The organism is Telluria sp. GW821-FHT07G12, assembly GCF_059418525.1.
Window position 1 is genome coordinate 44,739 of the sequence record NZ_JBWKQA010000002.1, and the last position, 21,664, is coordinate 66,402.

At 68.0% G+C, this 21,664-nt stretch carries 17 protein-coding genes; 12 read left to right on the forward strand and 5 right to left on the reverse strand.

Features of this window, described 5'->3' with window-relative positions; all coding sequences use genetic code 11:
* Positions 1 to 4 precede the first annotated feature (4 nt).
* The 5 genes from AC07PE_RS08495 to AC07PE_RS08515 all read left to right on the forward strand — a co-directional run bounded on the left by AC07PE_RS08495 (position 5) and on the right by AC07PE_RS08515 (position 9,348).
* Entirely contained in the window at positions 5 to 2,476 is a 2,472-nt protein-coding gene (locus tag AC07PE_RS08495; protein ID WP_498763141.1) for an ATP-binding protein, read from the forward strand.
* Between the two features lie 20 nt (positions 2,477 to 2,496).
* Positions 2,497 to 4,962, forward strand: a complete 2,466-nt coding sequence (locus AC07PE_RS08500; RefSeq protein ID WP_498763144.1) for an ATP-binding protein — start codon at positions 2,497 to 2,499, stop codon at positions 4,960 to 4,962.
* Complete coding sequence (locus AC07PE_RS08505; RefSeq protein ID WP_498763146.1) at positions 4,959 to 7,661, forward strand: ATP-binding protein; 2,703 nt, start codon at positions 4,959 to 4,961, stop codon at positions 7,659 to 7,661. The genes AC07PE_RS08500 and AC07PE_RS08505 overlap by 4 nt, the downstream gene beginning before the upstream one ends.
* Positions 7,662 to 7,803: 142 nt before the next feature.
* The gene (locus AC07PE_RS08510) at positions 7,804 to 8,739 is read left to right on the forward strand and encodes an alpha/beta fold hydrolase (protein WP_498763148.1); all 936 of its coding nucleotides are present in this window, start codon (positions 7,804 to 7,806) and stop codon (positions 8,737 to 8,739) included.
* Between the two features lie 9 nt (positions 8,740 to 8,748).
* Positions 8,749 to 9,348: a flavodoxin family protein gene (locus AC07PE_RS08515; protein ID WP_498763150.1), complete on the forward strand. Its 600-nt coding sequence runs from the start codon at positions 8,749 to 8,751 to the stop codon at positions 9,346 to 9,348.
* Positions 9,349 to 9,403: 55 nt separating this feature from the next.
* On the opposite strand, the gene AC07PE_RS08520 is transcribed toward AC07PE_RS08515, so the two are convergent.
* Complete coding sequence (locus AC07PE_RS08520; protein WP_498763152.1) at positions 9,404 to 10,099, reverse strand: hydrolase; 696 nt, start codon at positions 10,097 to 10,099, stop codon at positions 9,404 to 9,406.
* 209 nt (positions 10,100 to 10,308) lie between these two features.
* Here AC07PE_RS08520 and AC07PE_RS08525 point away from each other — a divergent pair, with 209 nt between their 5' ends.
* A complete protein-coding gene (locus AC07PE_RS08525) occupies positions 10,309 to 12,456 on the forward strand; it encodes a TonB-dependent receptor (protein WP_498763154.1) in 2,148 nt (715 codons plus the stop codon).
* Here the strand turns inward: AC07PE_RS08525 and AC07PE_RS08530 are convergent.
* Genes AC07PE_RS08530 through AC07PE_RS08540 form a run of 3 tightly spaced genes read right to left on the reverse strand, consistent with a single transcriptional unit; the run spans position 12,444 to position 14,793 of the window.
* The gene (locus AC07PE_RS08530; protein ID WP_498763156.1) at positions 12,444 to 12,848 is read right to left on the reverse strand and encodes a DoxX family protein; all 405 of its coding nucleotides are present in this window, start codon (positions 12,846 to 12,848) and stop codon (positions 12,444 to 12,446) included. The genes AC07PE_RS08525 and AC07PE_RS08530 overlap by 13 nt on opposite strands.
* Positions 12,845 to 13,582, reverse strand: a complete 738-nt coding sequence (locus AC07PE_RS08535) for a hypothetical protein (RefSeq protein WP_498763158.1) — start codon at positions 13,580 to 13,582, stop codon at positions 12,845 to 12,847. Before AC07PE_RS08535 ends, AC07PE_RS08530 begins: the two co-directional genes overlap by 4 nt.
* 2 nt (positions 13,583 to 13,584) lie before the next feature.
* Positions 13,585 to 14,793: a hypothetical protein gene (locus tag AC07PE_RS08540; protein WP_498763160.1), complete on the reverse strand. Its 1,209-nt coding sequence runs from the start codon at positions 14,791 to 14,793 to the stop codon at positions 13,585 to 13,587.
* A gap of 184 nt (positions 14,794 to 14,977) precedes the next feature.
* Between AC07PE_RS08540 and AC07PE_RS08545 the strand changes: the two genes are divergently transcribed.
* Together AC07PE_RS08545 and AC07PE_RS08550 are read left to right on the forward strand one after the other, a co-directional pair.
* Positions 14,978 to 15,769 (forward strand): SDR family oxidoreductase, encoded by a 792-nt coding sequence (locus AC07PE_RS08545; RefSeq protein ID WP_498763162.1) that lies wholly within the window; start codon positions 14,978 to 14,980, stop codon positions 15,767 to 15,769.
* Complete coding sequence (locus AC07PE_RS08550; RefSeq protein WP_498763164.1) at positions 15,751 to 16,293, forward strand: antibiotic biosynthesis monooxygenase; 543 nt, start codon at positions 15,751 to 15,753, stop codon at positions 16,291 to 16,293. Before AC07PE_RS08545 ends, AC07PE_RS08550 begins: the two co-directional genes overlap by 19 nt.
* Before the next feature lie 22 nt (positions 16,294 to 16,315).
* Here the strand turns inward: AC07PE_RS08550 and AC07PE_RS08555 are convergent, their stop codons facing one another.
* On the reverse strand, positions 16,316 to 17,632 hold the full coding sequence (locus AC07PE_RS08555; protein WP_498763166.1) for an MFS transporter: 1,317 nt from the start codon (positions 17,630 to 17,632) through the stop codon (positions 16,316 to 16,318).
* 189 nt (positions 17,633 to 17,821) lie between these two features.
* Here AC07PE_RS08555 and AC07PE_RS08560 point away from each other — a divergent pair, with 189 nt between their 5' ends.
* From AC07PE_RS08560 to AC07PE_RS08575, 4 genes are read left to right on the forward strand one after another with little or no spacing between them, the layout of a single operon-like run.
* A complete protein-coding gene (locus tag AC07PE_RS08560) occupies positions 17,822 to 18,229 on the forward strand; it encodes a hypothetical protein (protein ID WP_498763168.1) in 408 nt (135 codons plus the stop codon).
* Between the two features lie 14 nt (positions 18,230 to 18,243).
* Positions 18,244 to 18,759 (forward strand): hypothetical protein, encoded by a 516-nt coding sequence (locus tag AC07PE_RS08565; protein ID WP_498763170.1) that lies wholly within the window; start codon positions 18,244 to 18,246, stop codon positions 18,757 to 18,759.
* Entirely contained in the window at positions 18,756 to 20,630 is a 1,875-nt protein-coding gene (locus tag AC07PE_RS08570; protein ID WP_498763172.1) for an amidohydrolase, read from the forward strand. The genes AC07PE_RS08565 and AC07PE_RS08570 overlap by 4 nt, the downstream gene beginning before the upstream one ends.
* 10 nt (positions 20,631 to 20,640) lie before the next feature.
* The gene (locus AC07PE_RS08575) at positions 20,641 to 21,651 is read left to right on the forward strand and encodes a polysaccharide deacetylase family protein (RefSeq protein WP_498763175.1); all 1,011 of its coding nucleotides are present in this window, start codon (positions 20,641 to 20,643) and stop codon (positions 21,649 to 21,651) included.
* Positions 21,652 to 21,664 lie beyond the last annotated feature (13 nt).

Sequence of the window (21,664 nt, forward strand, 5' to 3'; positions counted from 1 at the left end):
TCACATGATTTCATATCAGACCTGCCCGCCGCCCCGGCCGTCCCAGTCGCCCCCGGGCAAGCGTATGCTGGGCCGCGCGGAAGAACTGGCAAGGGTGGCCGAACTCCTGCAGGAATACCGCTTCGTGACCATCGTCGGGCCCGGCGGAATGGGCAAGACCTCGCTGGCCGCAGCGCTGGCGAAGGAGTGCGCGGAACTCTACCCGGACGGCGTGCACTTCATCGATCTGGCAGTGCTTGCGGAAGGACGCGATGTGATCGGCGTCCTCGGCGCCGCGCTCGGCATCGCCCGGCTGACGCGCGACGGCCTGCCGCAGCTCGCCAGCCGGCTGCGTGGGCAGCGGATGCTGATCGTCTTCGACTGCTGCGAACGCCATACCGGGCCGGCCGCGCACGCCGGCGAAGCCCTGCTGCGCGCGGCGAACGGCATCGACGTGCTGTGCACCAGCCGCGAGCCCCTGCAGGCGCGCGGCGAGCGGATCGTACGCCTCGGGCCGATCGGCTTGCCGGACGCGGGCCATGCCCCGGATGCGGCGGCGCTGCGCTTTCCCGGCATCGAAATGTTCCTTGCGCGCGCACAGATCGACGGTCCCGCCGGCCTGCTCCTCGATCGCCGGAGCATCGCCCTGATCTGCGAGATCTGCCGCGCGGTGGACGGTGTTCCGCTGGCGCTCGAGCTGGCGGCTGCCCTGGTCCGGCCGCTGGGCCTGGAACGCCTGGCGCGGCAGACCTCGCAATGCCTGCTGGCGCCAACGCCGGCGCAGGCGCCCGCGGAGAACAGGCACGGCACGGTCGCGGGCATGCTCGACTGGAGCTACGACATGCTGTCCGCCGATGAACAGCGGGTATTGCGCTGCCTGGCGGTGTTCCGTGGCGGCTTCACGCTGGAGGCGGCGGGCGCGGTCGCGGCCTGCATGCCGGCCGATGCCGACGCTGCGCTCGACACCGTGATCGAACTGGCGGGCAAATCGCTGGTGAGCACAAATGCCGCCGGCGGCGCCGTTCGCCCGCGCCTGCTCGACCTGACCCGCGAATATGCCTACGGCAAGCTGGTGCGCAGCGGTGAACTGCATGCGGTGCAGGAGCGCCATGCGCGCTGGCTTGGCGGCCTGGCGGAAAGGCTGGAGCGCGAGTGGATGGAACTCCCGCGCGGCGCCTGGCTGGAGCTGTACGGTCCCTGGGTCGACGACATCCTCGCCGCCATCGACTGGGTGCTGGAATCGGGCGGGGATGCGCTGCTCGGCCTCAAGCTGGCCGGCGCCGGCTTCTTCCTCGGCGACCAGCTCGGCGTGGCCCGCGAGTTCCAGGGCTGCGTGCAGCGCGCCATCGAAGCATTCGGCGATCCGGAAGATGCGCCGACGTCCACCATGGAACTCCTGTGGCGCCTGAGCTTCGCGGATACGGATGGACGGGACCTGAGCGGACACGACTACCGCAAGAAGATAGCCGATGCCGAGCGCAATCTGGAATTCGCGCGCAGGAGGGGCTCCTCCCTGCTGCAAGCCTTTCCGCTGATGGCCATGTGGGGATGGCCTTATATCCGCGCCGATTATCCAGCTTCGCTCGCCGGTGCGGAGCGGGCCGCCAATGCCGCGCGCGAGCACGCCGATCCTTACCTGGAGCTGTTCGGGCAGCGCACGATGGCGCAATCCCTGCACTACCTGGGCCGTCACGCCGAGGCGCGCCGCTGCGCCACCCTGGCGCTGGAAAAGAGCGGACTGCGGATCCCGCTGGCCTATGCGCCGACGGCCGTGCAGGTGGCGACCTCGATGCGCATCGTGCTGGCGCGCGTGCTGTGGATGGAAGGCGCCGCCGACCAGGCGCTCGCGATGAGCGAAGAGGCGCTGGCGGCGGCGGAACGGGACCGTCCGGCGGCGCTGTGCCAGGCCCTGTGCCTGGCCGCGGCGCCAGTCGCCATCTGGCGCGGCGAGCTGAGGCCGGCCGCGCGCCACCTCGCGCGCCTGCGCGATTGTGCCGAAGGCCATGGACTGGGCTTCTGGCTCGACTGGACCAGGCGCTTCGAACATGCGCTGGCCGTGATCGAGGGGAGGGCGGATGCGCATGGCCTGCCGGGCTTCGACGATACCTTCGAGTTCTCCGCCAAATGCCGCGATCAACTGGTCACCTTTTCGCCTGGGCTGCTGGCCGACGATGCGCTGCTGCGCAGCCGGAGCGGCCTGGTGGGGTGGTGCCTGCCGGAGTTGCTGCGCGCGCAGGCACTGCGCCTGCTGGCCTCGGATCCGGCCGACGGCGCGGGTAGCGCGGCGGCTTTCCTGCAGCAAGCAATGGCCGTGGCGGAGCGGCAGGGAGCGCTGGCCTGGACCCTGCGCGGCGCCACCAGCCTTGCCGTCCTGTACCGGAGCCGCGGCGCGGCGGGCCAGGCGCGCGCCGTCCTCGAACCCGCGCTGGCCCGCTGCCGCGAAGGGGAGGCGACCGCCGACCTGCGCGCAGCCCATGCGCTGGTATCCTCCCTTTGATCTTGTCGAAGGAGACATCCATGATACCTGCCATTCCCGATACACCTGGCGCCCGCCGGCGAACGCCGGCGATGGCCGGGCGCCTGCTCGGCCGCGCGCCGGAGCTGGCGAAGGTGTCCGAATTGCTGCAGGCGCAGCGATTTGTGACCGTCGTCGGTCCTGGCGGCATGGGTAAAACCACGCTCGCGCGGGCGGTGGCGGCGCATTGCGCCGAGTTCTACCCGGACGGTGTGCATTTCGTCGACCTTGCCGTGCTGGCGGAAGGCCGCGAACTGGCGGGCGCAATCGGCGTGTCGCTCGGTATCGAACGCCTGACGCGCGACGGCCTCGGGCAGGTGGGGACATGGCTGCGCGGCCAGCGCAAGCTGATCGTGCTGGATTGCTGCGAGCGCCATACGGCGGTGGCGGCCCATGCCAGCGAAGCCTTGCTGCGTGCGGCGCCGGAAATCGATGTCCTGTGCACCAGCCGCGAACCCCTGCTGGCGCGCGGCGAAAGGATCGTCCGCCTCGGGCCGCTGGCCATGCCCGGGCCCGCCGAGGCCCAGCATGCGGCGCTGGCGGCGCGTTTTCCGGCGGTCGAACTGTTCGTGGCGCGCGCGGGCGGCGAGGACGCGGCGGCCTTCACGCTCGACGACGGCAACGCCGCGCTGGTATGCGACATCTGCCGTGCGGTCGAGGGCGGGCCGCTGGCGCTCGAACTGGCTGCATCCCTGGTACGACGGGTGGGAGTACGCCAGCTGGCCCGGCAGACCTCGAGATGGCTGCTCGACGCCGGCTGCGTCCAGGACCAGGCGGCCGACCGGCACCGCTCGGTCGTGAGCATGCTCGACTGGAGTTACGACACCCTGACGGCGCAAGAGCAGAGGGTCTTGCGCAGCCTCGCGGTGTTCCGCGGCTCGTTCACGCTGGAAGCGGCCGGCGCGGTGGCCGCCGGCCCGGATGACGAGCGTACGGACATCCTCGACACCGTGATCGAGCTGGCCGGCAAATCCCTGGTCAGCATGAGCGCGGAATCCGCCCACAAGCCGCGCCTGCTCGACCTGACCCGCGAATATGCCTACGACAAGCTGGTGCGCAGCGGCGAGCTGGATGTCCTGCGGAGGCGCCATGCCGAGTGGCTGGGCGAGCTGATGGAAACGCTCGACGTGGACTGGATGACGCTGCCGCGCAGCGACTGGGTGGCCCGCTACAGTCCCTGGATCGACGACCTGCTGGCCGCGATCGACTGGGGCCTCGCGCCCGGCGGCGACGCGCTGCTCGCAGCCCGGCTGGCCGCGGTCGGGTTTTCCATCGGCGACCAGATCGGCTATTCGCGCGAATTCCACGACCGTGCGCAGCTTGCCGTCGAGATCGTCGGCAAGCTGGCGGACCAGCCGCCGACTACCGTGCTGCGCCTGTTGTCGGTGGTCGGCGATGGCCGCGATCTCTCCGGCCATCCGATCTTCCGCTTCAATGCCGAGTTTGCGGATTGCCTGGAAGCCGCCAAGCGAGCAAAGATCCCGTTGCTGCACGGCGCGCCCCTGATATCGCGCTGGGGCGGGCCCTATGTGCGCGGCGATTACCCCGACTCGCTCGAGGGCGCCGGGCACATGGCGGAGGCCGCGCGGGAAAGCGGGGACCCGTACCTCGAGCTCATCGCCCAGCGCACGATGGCGCAATCCCTGCATTTCCTGGGACGGCACCGCGAAGCATGGCCTTTCGCCCGGCTCACCCTGGCCAACAGCCACAAGCGGATTCCTCTGGCCTACCTGGTGTCGCCGATGGACGTGGGCGTGTCGATCCGCATCACGATCGCCCGCATGCTGTGGATGGAAGGCGCCGCCGACCAGGCCGTCGCGATGAGCGAGGAGGCGCTCGACCTGTCGGAAAACGACCGCAAGGTGTCGATGTGCCATGTGCTGGCCATGGCCGCGGTGCCGCTGGCCCTCTGGCGCGGCGAAACGGCCTACGCCGGGCAGTTGACCCGGCGCCTGCGCGAGCGTGCGGAGCGCCACGGCATGGCCTACTGGGCCGGCTGGGCCCAGCGCTTCGAAGACGCACTGGGGGTGATCGAAGGCCGCGCCGATGCGCAAAGCCAGCCCTTCTTCACCGATACCCATGCCTTCTCCGCCAAGTGCCGCGATCATCTGGCGACCTTCTCTCCCTTGTTGTTGACGGACGATGCGGTCGCGCGCGCCGATGCCGGCAAGGTCGGCTGGTGTGTGCCGGAGCTGTTGCGCGTGCAGGCGCTGCACCGCCTGTCCGGCGATGCGGACGACAGTAGCGGCGCTGCCGCAGCGCTGTTGCGCAGATCGCTGGCCGTGGCGCAGGAGCAGGGCGCGCTCGGCTGGGCGCTACGCAGCGCCACCAGTCTTGCCGCCCTCTACCTGCACCGGGGCGCAGCAAGCCTGGCACGCGCGACGCTGGAGCCGGTCCTGGTGAACTGCCGCGAAGGACATGGCACGGCCGACGTGCGCGAGGCTCTCACACTGACGGCATCCTTGTGACAACGCCGCACGCCATCACGCTCGACCGCAGCCGTGGCGAAGCCCATGTAGGCGCTTCGCGTCTCGAGCTCGATGCCGGCGCCTGCATGGTGCTGGCGGCCTTGCTCGACGCCGACGGCGCGATCGTCGATCCGGCGACCCTTCGCGCGCGCTGCGGCGCCTCCCGGCTCTGGGACAGCGTGGCGAACCTGAACGACGCACTGGCCCGTTGCGCACCGGCGGCAGGCCATGTCGCCCATTTCCCGGGGCTGGGTTATCAGCTCGTGCGCGGTATGCCGTCCTCGGCGCTCCCACTCGGGCGCGCCGCCGAGCTGGCCCGGGTGGCGGCGCTGCTGGCAGCGCATCGCTTCGTCAGCATCGTCGGACCTGGCGGGATGGGCAAGACCACGCTCGCGCGCGCCGTCGTGGCGCAGCTTGCGGGCCGCTATCCGGACGGCGTACGCTTCATCGACCTGGCCGTCCTTGCGGAAGGGCGCGAACTGTTCGGCGCGCTCGGCGCTGCGCTCGGCCTGTCGCACCTGACGCGCGAGGGGCTGCCGCGCCTCGCCGCCTCGCTGCGCGGCCTGCGCATGCTGGTTGTCCTGGATTGCTGCGAGCACAGCACGGGCGCGGCAGCGCAGGCCAGCGAGGCCCTGCTGCGAGCCGCGCCCACGCTCGATGTCCTGTGCACCAGCCGCGAGCCGCTGCTCGCCCACGGCGAACACATCGTCCGCCTCGGACCCCTCGGTCTGCCGGACGCCGGCATCCCCTGCGAGGCTGCCGAAGCCGCCCGTTTCCCCGCCGTCGAACTGTTCGTGGCGCGCGCGGACGCCGACAGTCCGGCCGGCTTCGTGCTCGACGATGGCAATGCCGCGCTGGTATGCGAGATCTGCCGCTCGGTGCAGGGCCTGCCGCTGGCGCTGGAGCTTGCGGCATCGCTGGTTCGGCCGCTGGGCTTGCACAAGCTGGCGCGGGAGACCGCGGCATGCCTGCTCGGGGCCGAGGCCGCCCAGGCACATCTGGGCGGACGCCACCGCACGCTGTCCAACATGCTCGACTGGAGCTACGACGTGCTGGCGCCGCATGAGCAGAAAGTGCTGCGCTCCCTGGCCGTGTTCCGCGGCGGGTTTACGCTGGAAGCGGCAGGCGCGGTGGCGTCCGATGCGGCCATGGACGCCGACGCCGTGATCGACACCGTGATCGACCTCGCCAGCAAATCGCTGGTGAGCATGAGCCCGGAGAATGGCGCGTACCGCCCCCGGCTGCTCGACATCACCCGTGAGTATTTCTACGACAAGCTGGTCCGCAGCAGCGAGCTGCACGCCGTCCAGGACGCGCATGCGCGCTGGCTGGACGCGCTGATGTACAGGCTGGAAAGCGACTGGACGGTGCTCGCGCGCCGCGCCTGGGTGGACCTGTACGGCCCGTGGATCGACGACATCCTCGTCGCCATCGAATGGGCGCTGGGTCCGGGAGATGCGCCACTGCTGGCCGGCCATCTTGCCGGCATCGGATTCTTCCTCGGCGACCAGGCCGGCCTTGCCCGCGCTTTCGACGGCAGCGTGCAGCGTGCGCTTGCGGCGGTCGGCAAGCTGCCGGACGCGCCGGCGGCCATCCTGCTGCGCCTGATCATCGTGAACGCGGATGGGCGCGACCTGTCGAATCATCCCTTTGCCAGGCTGGTCGCGGAGGCCGAGGACTGCCTGCAGCGGGCGCGCGACTCCGGCCTGCCGCATCTGCAAGGCGCGCCACTGTCGTCATTGTGGGGATGGCCCTACGTGCAGGGCGATTATCCGCTGTCCTTTGCCGGCGCGGAGCGGATCGCACAGGCGGCGCGGGCCAGCGCCGATCCCTACCTCGAACTGATCGGACAGCGGACGATGGCGCAGTCCCTGCATTTCATGGGCCGGCATCCCGAGGCGCGCCGCTTCGCCATGCTGGCGCTGTCGAACAGCAGCCGGCGGATTCCCTTGTCGTACTCGCCGTCGCCGGTACAGGTCGGGACATCGATGCGCATCATCGCGGCCCGCCTGCTCTGGATGGAAGGCGCCGCCGACCGGGCCCTTGCAATGAGCGAAGAAGCGCTCGATTCGTCGGAGAACGACCATCCGGTGGCGATGTGCCAGGTGCTTGCGATGGGAGCGGTCCCGGTCGCGTTCTGGCGCGGCGAACTGGCGCGCGCGGCGCAGCTGGTCCGGCGCCTGCGCGAACGCGGCGAACGCCATGGCATGGGTTATTGGGTCGACTGGGCCGCGCGTTTCGAGGACGTGCTGGACGTGCTCGAAGGCCGCGCCGGGCCGCAGGACCGCCCCTCGTTCGCCGATACCCGGGAGTTCTCGGCGAAATTCCGCGATCATCTGGCTAGCTTTTCGCCGGCGCTGCTGACCGGCGACGCCATCGCGCGCGTCGAGGCCGGCAAGGTCGGCTGGTGCGTGCCCGAGCTGCTGAGGGCGCGGGCCCTGCGCGCACTGTCCGGGGACGGCGACGACGCGAATGGCGCCGCTGCGGCGCTGCTGCGGCGGGCACTGGCCGTCGCGGCAGAGCACGGCGCGCCGGCATGGGCGCTGCGCAGCGCCACCAGCCTGGCGGCCCTCCATGTGCAGCACGGCAGGAAAGCACAGGCGCGCCAGGCGCTGGAGCCGGTGCTGTTGCGCTTGCGCGAAGGCTGGGGCACGGCCGACCTGGAGGCCGCCAAGGCGCTCATGGTAAAGCTGGACTGAATCGCGCCGCGCTTCACGGTTTTTCACGCCGCACCATCCCGTGAATTCACCTCGTTTCACTCGGCATCGCGCAGCGGCTGCTCCAAGATAAGTGTACGCACATGGCGTGCGGTGCCCAGTCCACTTATCCAAGGAGCCATCCATGAAAGTCCCCCGTCTCTCATTGTTCCACGCGCTCAAGCGTGGCGCGTGTGGGCTCGTCCGCAGTCTGATGATGTTCGCGCTGCTGTCACCCCCGGTGTTTGCCGAGACCCCGCAAAGCAAATTCGCCGAGGTCAACGGCTACAAGATCCACTATCTCGTGGCCGGCAAGGGCGATCCCGTCGTCCTGCTGCACGGCTATACCGAAACCAGCCACATGTGGCTGCCCCTGATCGACAAGCTGTCGCGCGACCACATGGTCATTGCGCCGGACCTGCGGGGCTTCGGCGAATCCTCGCTGCCGAAAGACGGTGTGACCAAGGCCGAGCAGGCCCAGGATGTGCATGCGCTGGTGGCCAGCCTCGGCCTGCCGAGCGTGAAGGTGGTCGGCCACGACATCGGCCTGATGGTCGCCTACGCCTACGCTGCCCAGTACCGCGACCAGGTCAGCAAGATCGCCCTCATGGATGCCTTTCTGCCGGGCGTGGGCAACTGGAAGGACGTGTGGCTGCTGCGCGACCTGTGGCACTTCCATTTCTACGGCGAGACACCGCTGGCGCTGGTGAAAGGCCGCGAGCGCACGTATTTCGAGCATTTCTGGAATGATTTCGCCGCGGACAGGAAGCATTCGCTGCCGGAAGCGGACCGGAAGTATTACGCGGCGGCCTATGCCCGTGAAGGGCGCATGCGCGCCGGCTTCGAGGCCTTCAAGGCTTTCGAAAAGGATGCCGCCGACTTCGCCGGCTTCGCGAAAACGCCGCTCACGATGCCAATGCTCGTCCTGACCGGCGAGAAGGCGTCCGGCCAGGTCCTGATCAACCAGGCCAAGCTGGTCGATACGAATGTCGAAGGCGTCATCGTTCCCGGTGTCGGCCATTGGCTGATGGAAGAGGCGCCGCAAGTCGTCATTCCGAAACTCGTCGATTTTCTGAAATAAGGAGCCATCATGCGTAAAGTTACCGTCGCAATCGTTTATCACTCCGGCTACGGCCACACCGCGCGCCAGGCCGCCGCCGTCTGGCGCGGCGCGAATGCCGTCGAAGGCGTGAATGCCCGGCTGTACGCGGTCGAAGGCGCCGACGCGCCCTGGGCCGAATTGACCAGCGCCGACGCCCTGATCTTCGGCGCCCCGACCTACATGGGCGGCCAGTCGGCCCAGTTCAAGGCCTTCCAGGACGCCACCTCGCGCACCGTGTTCGCGGCCGGCGCCCTGTGGCGCGACAAGGTGGCGGCGGGCTTCACGAATTCCGCTTCGCGCTCGGGCGACAAGCTGGCGACGCTGCAGCAGCTGGCCGTGTTCGCCGCCCAGCACGGCATGCACTGGGTGAACCTGGGCCTGCCGCCGGCAAACAACTCCAGCACGGGATCGGAAGAAGACCTGAACCGGCTCGGTTTCTTCATGGGCGCCGCAGCCCAATCGAATGCCGACGAGCCGCCGGAGCTGGCGCCGCCGCAGGCCGACCTGCTGACGGCGGAGCACCTGGGCCGGCGCGTGTCCGAGGTCACGCTCAGGCTCATGCACGGCGAGGCCGCTCTGGCCGGATGAAAGAAAAAGGGGCCAGTTCAGTTCAGCGGCCCCTTTTTTGCTTTCTACCCCTCGATCAAAGCAGCTTTTCCGGCAGGTAGGACGGGTACACGGTTTGCGGCGCCTTGTGCACCATCGAATACGCGTACTCGACCCCGACGCCGTAGGCGCCGCAGTGCGTGCGAACGATGTCCATGACGGCCTCGTAGGTGTCACGCAGCGCCCAGTCGCGCTGCCATTCGAGCAGCACGGACAGGGCGGTCACGGGCTTCGCGCCCGCCTGCTCGACGCGGCGCATCGCGTTGTCATGCGCCATTTTGCTGACGTCTCCACAGCAATCCTCGGCGACGTAGACTTCATAGCCGTCCGCGATGGCCTGGACGGTCGGCAGCGCTACGCAGGTCTCGGTCCACAGCCCGGCCAGGACGATCTTCTTCTTGCCGGTGCGGGCAATCGCGGCGACGAAATTGTCGTCGTCCCAGCTGTTCATGGTGCTGCGCTCGACCGGCTGCTGGCCGGGAAAGACGGCTTGCACCTGCGGCCACATGTAGCCGCTGAAGGCCCCGGTTTCCACTGTCGACAGCACGGCGGGCACGCCGAACACCCGCGCCGCCTTGGCCAGGACCAGGTTGTTGTTGACGATGCCCTGGCGGTCGGCGCTGCCGACGCCGAACAGCATCTGCGGCTGCAGATCGATCAGCGCGAGCACGCAGTTGTCCGGCGTCAGCAGGCCTTTGCCGCTACGGGCGGCAAGCCGTGGCGTTTCATTCATGGCGATCTCCTCGACGAAAAGCGGCCCCTGGCCGCAAGCGCACGGGATGTGCGGCTTTCGAGACCAGCTTAGGGAATGCGGCTGCAGACCGACAGTAAATTGGCGTGAAGTCCGAGCGGGCCGGGCGGCGGCCGGCCGCTATTCACACATATTCACACCGCCCCTTCGGGAAGCTCTTTTATCATGCCGCTAACAGTCAGGAGAACGGCATGAACCGCACACGACGATCATTCAAGCAGGGCCTTTTGCTCACCGCCTGCGCCTGCAGCTATGCGCATGGGCAGGAGAAACCTTCCACCGAGCTGCCCGAGGTGATCGTCACCGCAGAGCGCGCCACCAGCCTGGCGCGCACGACACCGGTGTCGGTGGGCGTGGTCGAGCGCGGCGAGATCGACAGGAAGGGCGTCAACGACCTGCACGACCTGGTCGGCGTGGTCGCCGGCGTCGCGGTGCCGAATGGCTTCAGCAACATGCCGCAGGCGGTGGCGATCCGCGGCATCGGCGCGTCGAACCCGGCGATGAGCCAGGCGGTCGGGATCTACGTCGACGATGTGCCGCTGCTGCGCGGCTATGCCACCGGCCTGTGGGACTTGCCGGACATCGAGCGCATCGAAGTGCTGCGCGGGCCGCAGGGCACCCTCTACGGCCAGAATTCGAGCGGCGGCGCGGTCCGCTTCGTGACGCGCGACCCCTCGGCCGAGAAGACGGCATGGCTGGCGGCGGCCGCCGGCAATTTCGGCACCTTCGAAACGCGCGGCTACGTGAACGGCGCCTTGAACGAGCGCTGGAGCGCCAGCCTGGCCTTCTCGCGCCGCGCCAATGACGGCTTTTCCTACAACGCGACCCGTCGAGAGGATGTCAACAACCTGGACGTCGCCCAGTTCCAGGCCAAGCTGCGCTACGCCCCGCGCCCCGGCCTGGAAGCAATCCTCGCCGTCGACGGCGCCGAGGACCGCTCGGACTCCAACACCACCAATTACCCGCTCAACCATCCGGGCGCCGCGCCGCGCGTGACCTTCACCAATCTACCGCGCGGCGCCTTCCGGCGCGATGCCGGCGGCCTGTCGCTGCGCATCAAGGACGAGCTGGGCGGCGGCTTGACGCTGCGCTCCATCACCGCCGTGCGGCGTTACCACGACGATCCGGCCGTGGTCGACTACGGCGGACTGGAAGTGCAGCGCTTCGGCATCTCCCAGAAGGTGGACCAGACCGCGGTGTCGCAGGAGGTCCAGCTGCAGTCGAAAGCCGAGCGGCTCAGCTGGACCAGCGGGGTGATGCTGGTGCGCGACCGCTTCAACTTCGACCGCCTGTCGTCGGTCGCTGCGCTGGCCGCCCCGGCCACCGCGTATTCGCAGGCCGTGACCTACCTCGAGACGCTGGACGCCGGCATCTACGGCCAGGGACGCTACCTGCTGGCGCCGGACACCGGCTTGACGGCCGGCCTGCGCGCCTACCGGACGCGCCAGACGGGTTCGAACGGCTTCTGGCGCACCGACGCGGCCGGCCGCCGCACGGCCGAGGTCTATGTGGCGCCGGACCTGGAGACCACCTCCTCGGGCGTACTGCCGCGGATCGGCCTCGACCACCAGTTCAACCCGGACACCTTCGTCTACGCCAGCATCGCGGAGGGCGCCAAGTTCGGCGGCTTCAACCGCGCCGCGGAATCGCTGCTGTCGGCCCAGGCGGCGACCAGACCGGAAAAAGTGCGGACCTGGGAGGCCGGCGCCAAGCTGCGCCTGGCGGGCGGCAGGGCCAGCCTGAATGCCGCGCTGTTCTACAACGATTACCGCGACTACCTGGCCTCGCTGAGCGGCATCCGCATCAATGGGGTACTGGTCAACGACGCGGTGATGGTCAACGCCGGGAAGGCCCACACCTACGGGGTCGACCTCGAGCTGGCCGCGCAGATCGCCGCGCATACCCGCTGGACCATGACACTCGAAGCGCTCGGGTCGAGGATAGACGCGTTCACGAACCCCGCCGGCACCGCGACCGGCAACGTGGTCGGCCACAGGCTGCCGAACGCGGCGCCGCTCAGCGCCGGCACCAGCATCTATCACCAGCAGCCGCTCGCGAACGGCGCCGCGCTGGCGCTCGAACTGTCGGCCATCTACCTGCGTTCGCAATTCCTGGACGTGGCCAACAACCCCCTGACGCGGATACCCTCGCAGAACTACCTGAACGCGGATCTGTCGTGGCGCTCCCCGGACCGCCACTGGACCGTCTCCCTGCGCGGCAAGAACCTGGCAGGGAAGAGCTATGCCATGCTGCGCCAGGTGATCCCGCCGCTCGGGGTCGACGCCAGCTATTACAACCCGCCGCGGACCATCCTGCTGACCGTGCGTCACGACTGGTAGCGCGCGTCGAGCGACCAGCGTCCGGGCCCGCACACGCCGACCGTCGAGAAGATGACGATCAGCAGCCAGCCGAACTGTCCCTCGGCGATGCTCCAGCCGGAGTGCACGACCAGCATCGCGACCGCCAGCACGGCCAGCACCACCAGGCTGGCAGCCCGGGTGAACAGGCCGCATGCGATCAGCAGCGGACACAGGACCTCGGCGGCGATCGCGGCCGCCAGCGAGACCGGGGCGCCGAAGCCGAAAGGGTCTTCGATGCGGGCCAGCTCCGCCTGCGAGTGGACCAGCTTCGGCAAGCCGTGCACATAGAACAGCAGGGCGCTGCCGGCAATCCTGAGCCGCAGCAGGCCGGCATCGACCGCGGCCGCTGCACCGGGACGCGCGGCCTTCATGGCGCCCCCACCAGGAAGCCGACACTGGCGCCATCCTCGCAGCGCCTTTCGCTCTGGCGGCGCTCCTCGAAGGCGGCGCACAAGCGGTTGCCGGCAGGGTCTTCCAGCCCGGGATGGACGCGTACCCGATAGCTGCCCCGCTTCCACGGCGAGCTTGGCACGAAGCGCCACTCGGTCTCGCCGGCGCCCAGCACCGCCTTGCCGGCGACGTGGCGGCCATCCGGGCCCGCTACCGCAATCAGCGCGGCGGCGCTGGCATTGATGGCCGACGGCAGGCCGAGCACCAGCGGCGCCTTGCTGCGCGCACGGGGCGCCTGCAGCTTCCATGCCGCCGGCGCCAGTCTGTGACCGTAGGCGGCGCCGACATGCCAGGACCGGACCAGCGGGTGCGCCAGACGCGGATCCCTGACTTCGATGCTGATCCGGTCGCCCTCGTGCAGCGCCGGCCCGATGGCCAGGTTCGGCCCGACCCCGTGCTTGATGCGTCCGGGCTGCATCAGTACCACAAGATTGCGCTCGCCGCTGTCCGGCAGGGCGATGTCGAGCAGGGCGTCGGCGATCGGCTTGCCGGCCGCATCGCGCAGGACGATCGCCTGCAGGGGCAGCGCCGGTAACGGCCGGTTGAAATGCAGCTCGATGCGCAGCAGATTTGCCGGCACCTCGGGCCCCGACGGCGTGATCGTGCCGGCAGCGCCCGCGAGGGCCAGCGGAAGAAGGACGGCGGAGGCGCCCATGATCAGCGCACCAGCTCCGGGTACCCTTCGATCGTGCGCCAGTACTTGTGGTACTCGTGGAACTTGTCGGCTGCCGGATAGGTATAATCCCTGAAGTCGTATTCGTTGACGAAATCGCTCAGGCGCAGGTAGGCGCCTTTCGGGATGGTCACCAGCTGCATGGCGCCGCTGGCATCGTCGCGGCGCAGAGCCAGCAGCAGCTTGTCGTCCAGGTTATCGAAGCGCGTGACCGCCGACATCGGCGTCATGGTGCCCTTGACGCCGGCATACGGCTTGTCGGGCACCGAGATCGGCTCCTGCAGGCCGGGCAGCCTGGCCTGTTCGGCGATGTCGCTTACGCTCATCAGGTCGGCGGAGCGGCTCGAGTTCGCCAGCAGCACCATCTCCTTGTCGCCCAGCTTGTAGCTGACCATGCCGACCGGCGCGCTGCCCCAGCCCATCTCGCCGATGGTCTTGCCGACAATATGGGCGCCGTCCTCGATCGCGTTCAAGGGGATCAGCACCAGCGGCGTGCAGGTATAGGCGGCGACCATGCTGGGCACGCCGTCGACCGTGGCGAAGCTCATGGCGCGGATCGGCGCGCGCGTTTCGACCTGGTTGTGCACGGGGTGGTACATCTCCACGGTCGTCGTGCGTCCCTTGCCATTGAAGGGCAGGTCGAACACGCGCAGGGTCGAGGCAAAGTTCCGGTTCGACAGGCCGGCCAGGTAGAGCTTCCCGTCATGGACTTTCATGTCGGTCACCGTCAAGGCCGGCGCCGGCAGGTCGCGCCAGAATGACTCGCCGGAGGAAGGTGCGTCGGCGATCGCGACGAAGCTTTTCAGGCCGGCCGTGGGCAGGGGCCTTACCTTGCCGGCGGCGTCGATCGAGACCACGGCCGCCTTGCCGCCCGCCGTGACCGATACATAGGCGATGCCCGTACCCGGCTGCACGGCCAGGTCTTCGAAGCGCAGCATCGTATCCTTCAGCTTGAGGGCCCTGGCGATCGGCTTCTGCACGTCGTGCAGGTTGAAGGGCCCAGCCGGCGCCGCACTCGCAGCCGGCACTTTCACGGCATACACCCGGGCTGCCTTCCAGTCGGCGATGTAGAGCGTGCCGGCGTCGTCGAAGGCGAGTTTGGCGGCGGTCCTGAGCTCGGCGCCCTGGGCCTGTGCGGCCAGCAGGAACAGGCAAATCGAGGCGAGCTTCACGGGCTTGGAATGACGGAACATGATGTTCTCCTTTTGGTCGGGGAGCTTCATGGTGGCGCGGCGCCATGCCGCCAGCCAGTGAATCTTCGTGAAGGGCCGCTTGCCTGCGCCGCGCGCCGATTTCACACCGATTCACTGTCGCTACGCGCGTGGCCTGCCTACACTTGTTACGCAAGCACAGGCCCAATCCGTGGAGGGATATATCATGAATCGCTTGAAAGGCAAGGTTGCCATCGTCACCGGGGCAAGCGCCGGGATAGGCCGCGCGACAGCCAGGCTGTTCGCCAGCGAAGGGGCGCTGGTCGTCGCCGGTGCGCGGCGGCTGGCGGAGCTCGATGTCCTGATCGCGCAGATCGAGGCGGCCGGCGGCGAAGCGGTGGCGCTGGCTGGGGATGTCAAGTCGGAGCGCTATGCGCATGCGCTGGTCGAACTGGCGACCGGCTGCTATGGCCGCCTCGACATCGCATTCAACAATGCCGGTACGCTCGGGGAGACCGGGCCGACCTCCGGCATCAGCCACGAAGGCTGGCTATGCGCCCTGCACACCAATTTGAGCAGTGCCTTCTTCGGCGCCAAACACCAGATACCGGCCATGCAGCAGTCCGGCGGCGGATCGATGATCTTCACCGGCACCCTGGTCGGCAGTGCAGGGGCCTTCCCCGGCGTCGCGGCTTACGCGGCCAGCAAGGCCGGCCTGATCGGCCTGACCCAGGCGCTGGCGGCCGAGCTGGAAATGGACGGCATCCGCGTCAACGTGATCCTGCCTGGTGCCGTCGATACGCAGATGTACCGCGACATGAATACCACAGCCGAATCCCGGGCCTTCATGGCCGGCCTGCATGCGCTGAAGGGGGTCGCCTCGCCCGAAGAGCTGGCGCGTTCCGTGCTGTTCCTTGCCTCCGACGACTCGTCCTTCGTCAGCGGCTCAGTCTCGCTGGTCGACGGCGGCGCCTCCGTTACCCGCACCTGGGCACAAACATGCGCCAGCCAGCGGTAAGCCTCGTCATCGAGCACTGCCTCATCGATGGCGCCGTGGCGGCTTACGAGGCGTGGCTGGAAGAAATCGTTCCGGCCGCGCGCCGTTTCGCCGGGCACCAGAGCATCGATATCCTTCGGCCCGGTCCGCACTCGACCCGCTATACCCTGGTGCTGCGCTTCGACCGCATGGAACATTTGCGCGCCTGGCTGGAGTCCGCCGAGCGTGCCGCGCTGATCCAGCGTATCGAGCCCTGGCTCCAGGCACAGGAGACGCTGCAGGCGGCAAGCGGCCTGGATTACCTGTTCGCCGCGCCCCCAAGCCGGCCGCCGCGGCCCGCCAAGCAGTTCCTGCTGACCCTGTCGGCCATCTATCCCCTGACTACGGTCATTCCACTGGCGGTCCAACCCCTGCTGGCCGCCATGCCCTGGCTGGCGGCGGGCTGGTCGAGCAATCTGCTTATCTCCGGCATCATCGTCTACCTGATGGTGTATGTCGTCATGCCGCCTTACACCAAGCTCGTCGCGCACTGGCTGAATTCCTGAGGGCCTGCCTCATGGCCGGCGCTCAGGTTACCGGACGGCGCGCCGCACCCGATGGAGCGAAAGCCAGCAGCACCACGCTTGCCAGCAGCGAGGAGGCGATCACGGCGAACATCGTGTAGGCACCCTTGCCGTGCAGCAGAGGCAACAGCAGCAAGGGACTGAGCGCCGCGCCCACGCGGTTGACCGCCCATGCGCCGGCGACGGCGCGGCCGCGTGTCGCGGTCGGGAACAACTCGCTGACATAGAGGTTCAGGAAGGACAGCTGCATCGACACCAGCAGGGTGAAGGCGAAGCTGCTGGCAATCAGCAGCGCGGCCGTCCCGCTGGCGACGAATACCGATCCGGCTGCCAGCATGCCGAGCGAACAGGCGATCATCGCGGTGCGGCGTCCGAGGCGGTCGATCACGGTGGCGACCAGCACGTTGCCGAAGAAAGGCCCGAAGGTAGACAGCCCGACGAACAGCAGGGTGTCGGTCAGCTTGAATCCCTTCTGCGCCAGTACGGCGCCGCTGAGCAATGGAAAGGCCACCGTCGACCACGGGCTCAGGAAGGACAGCGCCGCCGCCAGCGGCCATGAACGCCTGGGCACGGCGGTATCGGCTTTTGCGTTGGCCTGGGCAGGCTTCGATGCGGCCAGCAGGGCAGGGGAGCGTTCGAAGCGCAGGCAGGCATGGTCGGCGTCGATCATGCGCAGGCGCGCCGCCAGCCAGCGCGGCGACTCCGGCAACAGCAGGAACAGCAGGCCTGCCAGGCCGGACCCGGCACCGCCGAAGATGAAACCCCAGCGCCAGGCTTCCAGTCCCAGCGGCTGCAGGGGCGTCAGCGCGCGGACCAGGAAAATGCCCGCCGCCGGACCAAGGGTGGCGACCCCGATCGTCACCATCATGAAAGGACCGCGCCGGCCTGCCGGCAGCAGATCGGTCAGGTAGGTGATCACCAGCGGCGGAAAGCCGCCGAGCGCCATGCCCGATATGCAGCGCCATGCTGTCACGCCGGCGATATCCGAACTGAAGGCGGCGCCGAACGAAGCCACGAACAGCAGGAGCAGCAGGCCGATGAGCGTGAGCCGGCGGCCGTGGCGGTCCGCAAGCCAGCCGGACAGCGGGGCGCCGACGATGGCGCCGACGAACACCGAGGACAGCAGCATGGAGAGCTGGGCCGGCGCCGCGACATGCGGCGGGCTCGAAAACACGGCTGCAAGTGCGCTGCTGAGCGCCATCTCGAGCAGGTCGAATCCGAATCCCAGCGCGCACAGGGCGATGGCAAAGGCGTGAAGACGGGTGAAGGGTACACGGTCCAGACGTTCGGCGACCGTCGGCGTCGTCAGATCGGCATGCATGGCAGCTCCAGGTGAGGATGTCGCTGCATGATAACCCGCACAGGGTGCGTCCGAACCCCTTCGACGCCCGCTTTCACGGAAATTCACACGGCCAGTTTGCCCGTGTTTTCACCGCCTTCACAAGGATTAACTGGCGTCTTGCAACTGCGGCGACGAAGATGAAATCGTCAACCGAGTGCAGGAGCCATCATGAATTCCGCCATCGTCATCGATCCTCATCCAGTGAGCAGCGCATGCCGTTTCGAAGCTGAAAAAGTGGGCTTGCGGCGCATCCGCCTGTCGCTGGCGCGGCAGTGCCTCAGCGCCAGCGTCGGCACCTTCTTCGCTGCCGACAAGGTCTTGCTCGGCTGGGCCATGCGTAACCACGGACCGCTCGAATGCGAATTCGAGATCGTCTACGACGACGGCCATACGCTGGCCGGCGAATACCGCTTCCAGCGCCGCCGGACCACGCGGCCGGCGCTGATGGCCTTCGTACGCAAGACCCTGCGCACCCTGTGCGAAGGCACGGGCAAGGCGGCGCCGGTGCGCGGCCTGGTCGAAGGGCCGCACCGCTTCCTGGCGAACTACGAGACCGAAGATTTCACTTCCAACTGACGAAAGGAACAATCATGTCATCGCTATCGACGCTCGGCGTTATCCATACCGCCATCAGCCTGGTCGCCGTCGCGGCCGGTATTGCCGCCTTCCTGCGGGACGGCGCCATCGGTTCCCGCTCGGGACGGGGCAAGCTGTACATCGTCTCCACGGCCTTTACCTGCCTGAGCGGCTTTTTTATTTTTGCCCACGGCGGCTTCGGCAAGCCGCACGTACTCGGCGTGATCACCCTGTTCGTGCTCGCCCTCGCGCTGCTGGCCGAACGCAGCCTGGTCTTCGGCAGAGGTGCGAGCGCGGCCGCGATGGTCGCCTATTCGCTGACTTTTTATTTCCACCTGATTCCGGCGGTGACCGAGACCTCGACCCGCCTGCCGGCCCACGCGCCGCTGGTGGCAAGCGCGGAGTCGCCCGTGCTCGGCGTGGTGTACGGGCTGCTGTTCCTGGTCTTCCTGCTCGTTACCTGGCGCCAGCTGCTCCGGCACGGCGGACGCAAAGGACGCAGGGGCTTCGCGCAAGGAGCCAATCCATGAATGGGCAATCCCTGGTGTCGCCAACGCGCATCCTCATCAACGGCAGGTTCGCCACGCTGGACCGCGAGCGGCCAGAGGCCAGCGCGGTCGCCATCCGCGACGGCCGCTTCCTCGCGGTCGGCAGCGCGGAGGAAGCGATGCGCCACCGCGAGGCGGGCAGCCAGGTGATCGACCTGAACGGGCGCACCGTGGTGCCGGGCCTGAACGACTCCCACCTGCACCTGATCCGCGGCGGATTGAACTACAACCTCGAGCTGCGCTGGGAAGGCGTGCCCTCCCTTAGCGACGCCCTGCGCATGCTGAAGGAGCAGGCCGAGCGCACGCCGAATCCGCAGTGGGTGCGGGTGGTAGGCGGCTGGAGCGAATTCCAGTTTGCCGAGCGCCGCATGCCGACGCTGGAAGAGATCAACGCCGCCGCGCCCGACACCCCGGTGTTCATCCTGCACCTGTACGACCGCGCCCTGCTGAACCGCGCCGCCCTGCGCGCCGTCGGCTACACCAAGGACACGCCGAACCCTCCGGGCGGCGAAATCCAGCGCGACGCTGCCGGCAACCCGACCGGCATGCTGATCGCCCGCCCGAACGCGATGATCCTGTATGCGACGCTGGCCAAGGGCCCGAAGCTGCCCTACGACCTGCAGGTGAATTCGACGCGCCAGTTCATGCGCGAACTGAACCGCCTCGGCATCACCAGCGCGATCGACGCCGGCGGCGGCTTCCAGAACTATCCCGAGGATTACTCCGTCATCGAGGAGCTCGACCGCAACAAGCAGCTGAGCATCCGCATCGCCTACAACCTCTTCACGCAGAACAAGGGCCAGGAGCTGGAAGACTTCCAGCGCTGGACCAGGATGGTGACGCCGGGCCAGGGCAGCGACTACTACCGCCACAACGGCGCCGGCGAGATGCTGGTGTTCTCGGCGGCCGACTTCGAGGACTTTCTGGAGCCGCGCCCGGAGCTTGCGGCCGGCATGGAAGACGAACTGGAAAAGGTGGTGCGCCATCTGGTGGCGAGCCGCTGGCCCTTCCGCCTGCATGCGACTTACGACGAATCGATCACGCGCATGCTGGACGTGTTCGAAAAGGTCAACCGCGACATCCCCTTCAATGGCCTGCACTGGATGTTCGACCACTGCGAGACCATCAGCCAGCACAACATCGAGCGCGTCAAAGCGCTGGGTGGCGGCATCGCCATCCAGCACCGCATGGCCTTCCAGGGCGAGTACTTCGTCGACCGCTACGGCAAGGAGGCCGCGAAGGCCACGCCACCGGTCAGGCAGATGCTGGAGACAGGCGTGCCGGTGGGCGCAGGCACCGACGCCACCCGCGTGGCCAGCTACAACCCGTGGACCGCGCTGTACTGGCTGGTGACCGGCCGCACCGTGGGCGGCCTGCCGCTGTACGGCGACAATGGCCTGCTCGAGCGCAGCACCGCATTGGAGTTGTGGACCGCGGGCAGCGCGTGGTTCTCCAACGAGCAGGGACGCAAGGGCCGCATCCAGGCCGGCATGCTGGCCGACCTGGCGGTGCTGTCGAAGGATTTCTTTACGGTGCCCGAGGAAGAGATCAAGGCGCTGGAATCGGTGCTGACCGTGGTCGGCGGCGATATCGTCTACGGCGCCGCCGAATTCACCAGCCTGGGGCCGCCGCCGATTCCGGTACTGCCGGAGTGGTCACCGGTGCAGAAGGTACCGGGACACTGGCGCAAGGCCGCGCCGCAGCCGCAATCGCACATGGCCATGCCGCACCAGTGCTCCGGTCCCTGCGGCGTGCACGCCCACGCCCACGACAAGGCCCGCAAGTCGACCGTCCCGGTGCAGGACTTCGGCAGCTTCTGGGGTGCCTTCGGCTGCAGCTGCTTCGCTTTCTAATGAGGATGACATGATGACGCAATTTGACGACAACCCATCCGCCAGGCCGGGGCTTGCAGGGCACCGTCGCCGCTTTCTTGGCACCGCCGGCGCCGCCATGGGTACGCTGGCGGCCGGGGCGTGGCCGGCGGAGGCGGTGGCAACCCCGGCCGCAGCCCCGGCCGATGAGCAGTTCTGGCCAGGAGGCGCGCGTCTGGTGGTGTCGATTTCGATGCAGTTCGAGGCGGGTGGGCAGCCGCCGAAGGGCGCCGACAGTCCGTTTCCGAAGGTGGAACTGCCCGCGAACATACCGGCCGATCTTGCCGGCGAATCCTGGTTCGCGTACGGCTACCGCGAGGGTATTCCGCGTCTGCTCGAGCTTTGGGACAAGCACGGAATACAGGTAACCTGCCACATGATCGGCGAAGCGGCAAAGCGCCATCCGGACATCGCAAGACTGATCGTCGCTCGTGGTCACGAGGTCAGCGGCCATGGTCCCCGATGGACATCCCAATATGCGATGACGCCGGGTCAGGAACGTGAATTCCTGCGAGAGGGCCAGGCGATGCTCGAAGAAGTCACCGGCAAGCGGCCGCTCGGCTACAACTGCAACTGGCTGCGCCGTGGACCCAACACACTGCGGCTCCTGCAAGAACTCGGTTACCTGTACCACATCGACGATCTCAGTCGCGACGAGCCTTTTATCGAACAGGTGAACGGCAAGGACTTCGCGGTCGTCCCTTATACGCTACGAAACAACGACATCCTGTTGGTCGAAGGCCGCAATTATTCGCCGACCCAGTTTCTGGAGCAGATCAAGCTCGACTTCGACCAGTTGTATGAGGAGGGCGCGCGGCGGCGCCGCATGTTCTCGCTGAGCGCACATGACCGTATCAGCGGATCGCCGCAAATGGTGCGCGTCTGGGATCAGTTCCTGCGTTACGCGAAAAGCCACCCCGGCGTGAAATTCATGCGCAAGGATGACATTGCCCGCTATGCCTTGCAAAGCCCGGCAACCTTGCGCGAAACCGAAACCATCTGACCATGAGGCCTTG

Bases quoted from the DNA above. Each gene is read 5' to 3' on its own strand.
- AC07PE_RS08495 (WP_498763141.1), top strand. From the start codon at position 5: ATGATTTCATATCAGACCTGCCCGCCGCCCCGGCCGTCCCAGTCGCCC.
- AC07PE_RS08500 (WP_498763144.1), top strand. From the start codon at position 2,497: ATGATACCTGCCATTCCCGATACACCTGGCGCCCGCCGGCGAACGCCG.
- AC07PE_RS08510 (WP_498763148.1), top strand. From the start codon at position 7,804: ATGAAAGTCCCCCGTCTCTCATTGTTCCACGCGCTCAAGCGTGGCGCG.
- AC07PE_RS08515 (WP_498763150.1), top strand. From the start codon at position 8,749: ATGCGTAAAGTTACCGTCGCAATCGTTTATCACTCCGGCTACGGCCAC.
- AC07PE_RS08520 (WP_498763152.1), bottom strand. From the start codon at position 10,099: ATGAATGAAACGCCACGGCTTGCCGCCCGTAGCGGCAAAGGCCTGCTG.
- AC07PE_RS08525 (WP_498763154.1), top strand. From the start codon at position 10,309: ATGAACCGCACACGACGATCATTCAAGCAGGGCCTTTTGCTCACCGCC.
- AC07PE_RS08530 (WP_498763156.1), bottom strand. From the start codon at position 12,848: ATGAAGGCCGCGCGTCCCGGTGCAGCGGCCGCGGTCGATGCCGGCCTG.
- AC07PE_RS08535 (WP_498763158.1), bottom strand. From the start codon at position 13,582: ATGGGCGCCTCCGCCGTCCTTCTTCCGCTGGCCCTCGCGGGCGCTGCC.
- AC07PE_RS08540 (WP_498763160.1), bottom strand. From the start codon at position 14,793: ATGTTCCGTCATTCCAAGCCCGTGAAGCTCGCCTCGATTTGCCTGTTC.
- AC07PE_RS08545 (WP_498763162.1), top strand. From the start codon at position 14,978: ATGAATCGCTTGAAAGGCAAGGTTGCCATCGTCACCGGGGCAAGCGCC.
- AC07PE_RS08550 (WP_498763164.1), top strand. From the start codon at position 15,751: ATGCGCCAGCCAGCGGTAAGCCTCGTCATCGAGCACTGCCTCATCGAT.
- AC07PE_RS08555 (WP_498763166.1), bottom strand. From the start codon at position 17,632: ATGCATGCCGATCTGACGACGCCGACGGTCGCCGAACGTCTGGACCGT.
- AC07PE_RS08560 (WP_498763168.1), top strand. From the start codon at position 17,822: ATGAATTCCGCCATCGTCATCGATCCTCATCCAGTGAGCAGCGCATGC.
- AC07PE_RS08565 (WP_498763170.1), top strand. From the start codon at position 18,244: ATGTCATCGCTATCGACGCTCGGCGTTATCCATACCGCCATCAGCCTG.
- AC07PE_RS08570 (WP_498763172.1), top strand. From the start codon at position 18,756: ATGAATGGGCAATCCCTGGTGTCGCCAACGCGCATCCTCATCAACGGC.
- AC07PE_RS08575 (WP_498763175.1), top strand. From the start codon at position 20,641: ATGATGACGCAATTTGACGACAACCCATCCGCCAGGCCGGGGCTTGCA.